The following is a 7590-nucleotide window of genomic DNA, read 5'->3' as shown; positions in this document are numbered from 1 at the left end:
TACTCATGATGCTGGTGGGGATCTCGTTGTTTCTACGCTTGGCGCAGGCTGTATTTCGCCCAGGTGGCAAGGTGCTCTTCCCGTGCCCCCAGTGCGGGCTGCAGCGTCATGAGCCTGATGCCGTTCACTGCAAGGCATGCGGCTATGTGCTGAACATCCCTGACAATGATGATTAAAAACGGCAATGAGAGGTCTGAGTTCCCTGAGTCAGAGAAACTCACCGTTTTCGGATAAGGCGAGGGAAAGCTCAAAGGCGACGCATGCCAGAAGATTATGGTATCTTTTAGGTGTTCAGTCCCGGCATTTGGTGGAGCGGATTGAGGTTGAACCGCTGCGGTTCCTTTGTCCATGCCTGGCAGATGTGTTCAAAGGGGGTGAGGCCCTTCAGGGCCTTGAGCCGACGAGCGAAGTTGTAGGCGATGACGAAGTCGGCGAGGTGACTTCGAAGCTGATTGTGGGTGTCGTAGTAGTAGCGCTTGACGATCGCCTCCTTGAGGGTGCGGTTCATGCGCTCGACCTGCCCGTTTGTCCATGGATGGCGTGGCTTGGTCAAGCGATGATCGATGTCGTTTTGAGCACAGGCGAACTCGAAGGCATGGGCGCGGAAGACCTCGCCGCGCTCCAGCGCCCGCTTGATCTCGGCTGCGGCTGAGCACAGGTTGCCGGGCGTGGTGAAGTGGGTGCCCTTGTCGGTGAGAACGGTATGGACCTTGTAAGGCACCGCTTTCAGCAAGGCCGCAGGAAGTTTGCGGCAATGCGCGTGGTCGCTTTATCATGCAGCTCTGTAAAGACGAACTTGGAGGTCCGGTCGATCACCACGAACAGGTAGGGCTTACCTTCCTCGGTGCGAACCTCCGCGTTGTCGATGTGGAAGTAGCCGATTGGATAGGCCTTGAACTTGCTCCTCGCGGGCTTGGTGCCCTCCGCTTCCGGCAGGCGTGAGATGCTGTGGCGCTGAAGGCAACGGTGCAGCGACGAGCGGGTCAGATGCGGCAACGTCGCCTGCAGGGCATACAGGCAGTTGTCCAGCGGCAGCAGCGTGTGCCGGCGAAAAGCGACCACGACCGCCTCGTCCTCGCGCGACAACACGGTTGATCTCGGCGCCGTAGGGTGATCTGCCGTCGATGAAGTTGGACACCGGATCGTCCATATGGAAGAACCGATGGGAAATCAGAAGAACAACCCGAAGCTGCCGACGAGTTCTGGCGAGACTGCCGGACCGACGGTTACTCAGGGCTGGAGCGTTGCTCGCAAACGTGAGGTGGTCCTCCGGCTGTTGCGCGGCGAGTCCCTTGATGCGGTCTCGCGCGAGATCGGCGTCGAGCCAATCAGCCAGGCCGTGACATCCCGGTTCGGCGGGATCGCGGCCGATGCCGCCCGCGGCGTGTCGCTGCGCCTGGACAATGGGCCGCAGTATACGTCCTACCACTTCTCTCATTAAATCAGCCACTGGGGCATGGCGCTGAGCTACGCCTTCCCGCACCAACCACAAGGCAATGGCGTCATCGAGCAGTTCTTTCGGATCCTCAAGGAGCAGGCGATCTGGGGCAGAACCTTCCGCACCGCCGCCGAGGTCAGGGCGGCGGTCACCGACTTTGTTGCCCGCTACAACGCCGCCTAGCGGCTGGAGCGGCTGGGCTATCTCAGCCCGCTCGACTACCGCGCCCGTCATCTCCAGCAGGAAAGCCTTGCCGCATGATCCATCCCGATGTTCGATCGAGGGCTGACCATCCCGCTGTCCCGACCTGCCACCCGGCAGGCCGCCGCGCGCAGGACCGGTCAAGCAGGGCCGCAGGAGCATGGGCGCAGGGACCCATGCTCGACAGCAGCTTGTGCTTGACCGGACCGAGCACGGTGGCATCCTTTCCTCAGGTCGGAACCCCACAAACCTGACCAGCCACACCGTAACCCTTCTCCGGTGTCCAAGTTATTGTGGGCGGTACACTTCCGGAAGTCTTCCTACTTGCCAGGCCACGGTCGAGTAGGTTGAACCTATCGAAAACGACGTGGTTTCAGAACATCTTAAACAATCAGTAATTATATTTAGAGGACAACAGGCGCCAATGGTGAGCGCATCTTACTTTGCCGATATCTCATGCTTCTGGTACGGCTACTGGGATTCCATAGCGCTGGCAAATGCAACCAGGATCAAGCACGGCTGGATGGTGAGTGGGAAAAGGATCATGGACTCGGGCAAAGCTGTCTGGGCAATATCTTTCCTGCTGGTTCTGTTCAGCTCACCTATGGTGGTCTTCGACTTGGTCGGCATTCAGCACTCCGTTGAGGTCGCAAGCGGCGCCGATGTCTGGTACGACAGCCAACTGGCCAGCGATCTGCTGAATCTGCGGGTAGCGGTTGGTGATATCGAGGACGATCCGCCTCTCGAAGTACTCGATGAGGTTCGGCTCCGTCTCGACAACGTTTTCAACCGTCTTAACTCGCTGCCCGAACCTGGCAGTTCGGCTTGGCACACCCAGGGGATCAGCCGCGAAGATGGCCTGGCCGATGTCGGTGCCCAGATCGCTATCGTTGACCAGGAACTGAAACTGCTGGACAGGGATCCACGCGCCTTTCGCATCCTGGCCGATCGTGAACTGCAACGTGCCATTTCGACCCAGCGCCTGATTTCGATCAGGGTGCACGACCGTCAGAACACCTTGGTTGGACGCATGCAGAGCCAGGTCAGCGCCTTCAAAATCAAGCTGCTGGGCTATGGTATCAGCTTTGTCGCGCTGGTCCTGCTGCTCGCCTGGCTGATGCGGCGGCACATGCACTCAGAGACGGTGCTGATGAGAAGCAACGGTCAACTGCTGGAGCTGACCGACAGCCTTGTTCTTGCGCGCGATTCGGCACTCCGCTCCAGTGAAGCCAAATCCAACTTCCTCGCCAACGTCAGTCACGAGCTGCGGACACCGCTCAACGCCATTCTTGGGTTTTCCGAGGCTCTGATGACCGGCATCTTCGGTCGGCTGGGCAAGCGTCAGGCCGAATATACCGGCGACATCCATAATGCCGGCAGGAGGTTGCTGGCGCTGATCAACGACATTCTTGACCTTGCCAAACTCGAGGTCGGTAAGCTGGAGCTTCGGGAGGAAGCGGTTGATCTCGTTGTGGTCACCGCGGAGGCGGTGCGCGACCTGCGGGAAACTGCCCGCTCCGCCGGAGTTACGATCCGGCTCGATGCGCCCGCCGGAAGTGTCAGCGTTATGGGAGACCGGCTGCGGCTTCGGCAGGTTCTGGACAATCTGCTTTCCAACGCGGTCAAGTTCACGCCGGCACCCGGCTTGATTGTCGCTGCCGTGGAGCGCCGCGCCGACGGTGGCACGGCCATTTTCGTCACCGACACCGGCATCGGCATTCCGGCCAATGATCTGGCACGTGTTTTCCTGGCGTTTGAGCAATCCGACAGCCGATTGGCGCGTCCAGCTCAGGGCACCGGGCTTGGTTTGCCGCTGGTGCGCCAGCTTGTGGAATGCCATGGCGGTACAGTGGAGTTGTCGAGTGAACTTGGTGCCGGCACCAGGGTTGTGGTCGAGCTGCCATCGCAACGTAGCCTCCCGGAGGAAGATGCTGCAATTCCCAGGCTTCATACCGGTTCTACTGTGTGATAATCGCAAATATGGGCAGGATTGTTCAGATCCCGCCACAAGCAACGACATGCCGAAGCGTTGTTGAAGTTGCACTTATCGAGAGCCTATTCGCAGACGGGACGTGCCAGCCGGTGCTGGTCGGAATGCTACTTTGAGGAGAATGAGGTCTGACGCCCGGGAGGGTAGTGGGCTATGTCGGCGGCCGTTGTCAACAGCCATCGGACCGGCAGCATATGGGCACCGCCTTCAACCCGGCCAAGACTTCTGCGGCCTCGTGAGATGCTTTTGTCGACGTCAGGCTGCAACAGCGTGCTGAGGGTTGGACGTCGTCATAGGAATGATCTTCGGCACGACCAACCGTGCTACACAGCCTTTTTCCACCTCGAAGGACAGGGTTCCTCCAAGCTGGCGCACGAGCGCGCTGACCAGGGTTGTGCCGACACCGCCGGACGGGAGCTTGCCGGCGCACCCGACACCATCGTCGGCAACCTGCATCACGATGTTCCCATCCTCGTCGTGCAGACTGATCGTTACGGTTCCTGGCCGGCGGGCGGGGAACGCATGCTTCAGCGCATTGATGACAAGTTCATTGGCGATCAGGCCGAGTGGTGTCGCCATTTCGAGCGAGCAGATCGTCGTACCGGTTTCAAGACGGATGGCGACTGCGTCGTGGGGGCGTAGTTCCAGCAAAGCATCGCAGAGCTGCCGGAGATGCTGGGCAAAATCAATCTGTGCAAGATCACCGGACTTGTAAAGTTGCTCGTGCAGCCGCCCCATCGAGGTGACACGCCGGGCTACAGCCTCCATGCGCTCACGACCAGGCTCTCCCTTGGGAAACTGACGTGCCTCCATCATCATCAAACCGTAGATGACCTGCAGATTGTTCTTCACCCGGTGATGGATCTCGTGCAGCAGGATCGTTTTTTCGTCGAGCGAAGCTCTGAGCTTCTGGTCAGCCTGCCTCAGTTCATCGAGGTAGGTGCCTACTGCCCCGGTCAGGGTGCGAATTTCCGCGTAGCGGCAGGCAGTCGGCAGGACCGGTGCTGTCCCATTTGATCCTGCCGCGTCGACAGATCGGGCCATCGCGCGCAGAGGCGCGGAAATCCAACCGGCCATCAGATATCCGACAAGGACCGCGAGAAGGCTGCCGGCAGCGCCCCAGGCGATCACGCTGTCACGCAGGTCTCGCACCGGCGCCATCGCCAACGCCATCGGCTGGCGCAGGACAACTCTCCACCCCAGTCCCGGATAGTCACGGTAGCCGCGCGTCGTGGCAACGCTGGTCAGATACTCCGCGCCATCGGGCCAGACCCTGATCACGGCGTCGGGTGATCCGAGAGATGACGTGTCGAAGCGGTGCCCGACCAGCGCCTTTGGCCCGAGGATTACGGTGTCGTCGGTCGCCAGGATCATGGCCTCGGCACGCTGATCCTCGGCAGCCGGCCCCAGCACGGACTGCTCGACCTCGGAAGCCCAGTCCCAGCTGAGATGTGCTGCAACGACGCCAAGAACCGTACCATTGTCGTCCCGGACCGGCGTCGCGAGGTCAACAAAGCGAGGAGGCTCTGCACGATCAGCATAGAGAATTTTCCCCAGAACCACCGCGTCGTGAACGTCGCCGACATAGGGACGCTCAAGACCGCTTTTCCACCAGCCTCGCGTGTTCACGTCGGCGCCTTCCAGAACCCCGCCGGTCGCCGCTTCCAGGATGCCGTTCGGCCTGATGAAACCGATCCAGGCGTAATCGCGGTAAGTATCCTGCAACCGCTGAAGAACGACACGCCGGGTGGTGGGGGAAGCCTCCGGCGACCTGACCGCTTCCAGGCTCGACACCACCAGGAGGTCGCGATATCGCTCGAACATACCCCGGTCGAGCTTGTCAGCGACCTGACTGGCGTACTGGTGCAACTGGCCACCGATCATGTGCTGGATGCGCCTACCGGCCTCGGCCTGCAGCAGAGCCGCCGTCCCGACGGTAAAAGCCAGCCCCACACCCCCCAGGCATGCAGCAAGGACTATCCTCAAACCTACTTGCACACGACGTTCCTTCCAGGGCCCAGGCTTCAAGCTCTACGTCACCATACCCCGGTTGCGGAATGGACGAACAGTATCACTTTCGATTGCCATGAAACGGTTCGTTGCCGGTTCCGAGCTTGTCTCTAGCTGTGCCAGTGGATTAAATGCGTCAGTACGTTACGGGGATCGGATGTTCCGCTACCGTTTCCCGGATACCGCTCCTGGCTGATGAAGGCGAGTATGCCCGACACTCCCCATATCCTCCTGGTCGATGATGAAGTGCTCGCTATCATGGTCCTGGAGCAGGATCTTCTCGATGAAGGTTTTCGAGTCACCACGGCCTTCGATGGACAGGAAGCGCTCGATCACTGGCGTCACGGAGGTTTCGACGCCTTGGTGACCGATCTCAGAATGCCTGTGATGGGAGGTGATGAATTGATCCGGCATGTGCGCAGCGAGCATGCCGGATTTCCTGTTGTGGTTATCAGCGGCTATGTGACCGACGACGTTGCGAACCGTCTGAAAGAAAGCCTGGATCATCCACTTGTCATCATGGCCAAGCCGGTTGGTGTTGAAGCCGTCATGGATGCTTTGAGGAAAATGTTAGCCAGCGCGGAGTGAGGCGTTCCTATACGGCATTTCCAGGTTGGTTTGGTGTACGGATGCGATTCTATCTGCTTCAGGGGCACGTGGCAGCGTTAAGTTGTTAACATTGCATCTGCCTGCATTTGTTCATGCACCAGTTGATCAGGAAGTTGGCAATGTCCTCGGTGAGCTAGGTAAACACCAGCACGCTGCCGCGGAGTGCTGCCCATACCTCTCGAGACAAGCGCCTGAACCTGCTTGATGCGCCAGATCCCCACCTGAAGGTCGCCCGCGATACGGCCGCCAAGGCACGAACTTAGGCCATGCTGACCCTGAAGGCCGTCATCATCGCCGTGCCGGCTGGCCTGCGCGAGAAGCTTGAGGCAATCACGGTCACGATGGCGCTGGTCCGTCATCTCGCCGAGTTGCGTTATGGCGCGATGACGTCCCCGACGACTTCGGCCAAAGCCAGCTTGCGCGCCCTCGCTCGTCGATGGCTCGACATCTTTCAGCAACCCTACGAAGCTGACACGCCCTCAAGGTCGCCCCAATAGCCAGTTCAAGTGGCAGAAAAAACCAGAGAGTGAACTTTCCGGAACTTGGACGCGTGACCACGGTTGTAACTTCGCAGCCCCCCAGAAAGATCGGACGATGGACAAGAAGGACGATAGACAAGAAGAGCGTCACCGAAACAGCGGCCGATGCGGCGAAGGTCGTCGTCGGAATAGCGGCGATGGCCGTGGATACCCTTGCAGGTGCTGATCGCCCGAAAACTGACGCATCGGATCAGCAGTCAGGCAAAGCCTGGGAAGAACAAAGCCGTCCGGAGATGCCACAGTCGAGCGGTGGGGGATCGGGTGGCGGGGGAACCGCACCCGTCGCGGGCGCAAGTTCTCCAGATGTGACCAGCGCCGAGGCTCGGAGGTCATCCGGCGCGATCGACATCAACAAGGCCAAATTCGATGAGCTGGTGTCTCTGAAGCGTATCGACCGGCGCCGTGCCAAGCGGATCATAGCCAGTCGGCTCTTCCAGTCGGTGGAGGATCTTGCCTCCCAGGGCATCGTGCCAGCAGATGTTCTGGCTACGCTCCGCAGTCGCTTGGCTGTATGACAGGCGGCGGCGCCAGTATCGGATTGAGGGCGCTTCGCCTGTCTGAACGGACTTTCCGACTGATGCTCCCATCGCCGAGGGGCGTCCCCTTCGAGAGGATCGAAGGGAAACCGACAGGATGGTCTTGCAACTGAGAGCATTGGCAATGAGCCTTAACCAGCGGCCAGGTGCCATTGCTCAGCAAAGCCCCGGAATTCGCTCATTGCTTATGGTAGGTTGAAGGCCCCCTGAGGTGGTTTGGTGCAGGGATGCTGTTGTTGTCCCCGTCGACGGGATTCGATAGGAAGC

General features: G+C 59.9%; 7 protein-coding genes and 1 pseudogene. 6 read left to right on the top strand and 2 right to left on the bottom strand.

From position 1 onward, the window contains the following. Nucleotides 1–283 precede the first annotated feature (283 nt). Nucleotides 284–1149: pseudogene (locus tag AC5JJ6_RS33065) on the bottom strand (IS481 family transposase); the annotation flags it as partial. A gap of 13 nt (nt 1150–1162) precedes the next feature. Here AC5JJ6_RS33065 and AC5JJ6_RS33060 point away from each other — a divergent pair. From AC5JJ6_RS33060 to AC5JJ6_RS33050, 3 genes are all read left to right on the top strand, one after another. Next, complete coding sequence (locus AC5JJ6_RS33060) at nt 1163–1441, top strand: hypothetical protein (RefSeq protein ID WP_496046115.1); 279 nt, start codon at nt 1163–1165, stop codon at nt 1439–1441. Between the two features lie 15 nt (nt 1442–1456). Further along, nucleotides 1457–1621 (top strand): integrase core domain-containing protein, encoded by a 165-nt coding sequence (locus tag AC5JJ6_RS33055; protein WP_496046114.1) that lies wholly within the window; start codon nt 1457–1459, stop codon nt 1619–1621. A 442-nt stretch (nt 1622–2063) separates the two neighbouring features. Next, nucleotides 2064–3608, top strand: coding sequence for a sensor histidine kinase (locus AC5JJ6_RS33050; RefSeq protein WP_496046113.1), 1545 nt, complete (start codon nt 2064–2066; stop codon nt 3606–3608). Between the two features lie 276 nt (nt 3609–3884). Here the strand turns inward: AC5JJ6_RS33050 and AC5JJ6_RS33045 are convergent, their stop codons facing one another. Further along, nucleotides 3885–5513, bottom strand: coding sequence for a sensor histidine kinase (locus AC5JJ6_RS33045; protein ID WP_496046112.1), 1629 nt, complete (start codon nt 5511–5513; stop codon nt 3885–3887). Between the two features lie 333 nt (nt 5514–5846). On the opposite strand from AC5JJ6_RS33045, the gene AC5JJ6_RS33040 reads away from it, so the two are divergent. The 3 genes from AC5JJ6_RS33040 to AC5JJ6_RS33030 all read left to right on the top strand — a co-directional run bounded on the left by AC5JJ6_RS33040 (nt 5847) and on the right by AC5JJ6_RS33030 (nt 7302). After that, the gene (locus AC5JJ6_RS33040) at nt 5847–6227 is read left to right on the top strand and encodes a response regulator (RefSeq protein WP_496046111.1); all 381 of its coding nucleotides are present in this window, start codon (nt 5847–5849) and stop codon (nt 6225–6227) included. A gap of 287 nt (nt 6228–6514) precedes the next feature. Then, nucleotides 6515–6745, top strand: coding sequence for a hypothetical protein (locus AC5JJ6_RS33035; protein ID WP_496046110.1), 231 nt, complete (start codon nt 6515–6517; stop codon nt 6743–6745). 53 nt (nt 6746–6798) lie between these two features. After that, nucleotides 6799–7302: a ComEA family DNA-binding protein gene (locus AC5JJ6_RS33030; RefSeq protein ID WP_496046109.1), complete on the top strand. Its 504-nt coding sequence runs from the start codon at nt 6799–6801 to the stop codon at nt 7300–7302. Nucleotides 7303–7590: the final 288 nt, after the last annotated feature.

This window comes from Skermanella sp. (assembly GCF_059503625.1).
Note: the sequence above shows the minus strand (reverse complement) of the source record. Positions and strands in the feature narration are given on the sequence as shown.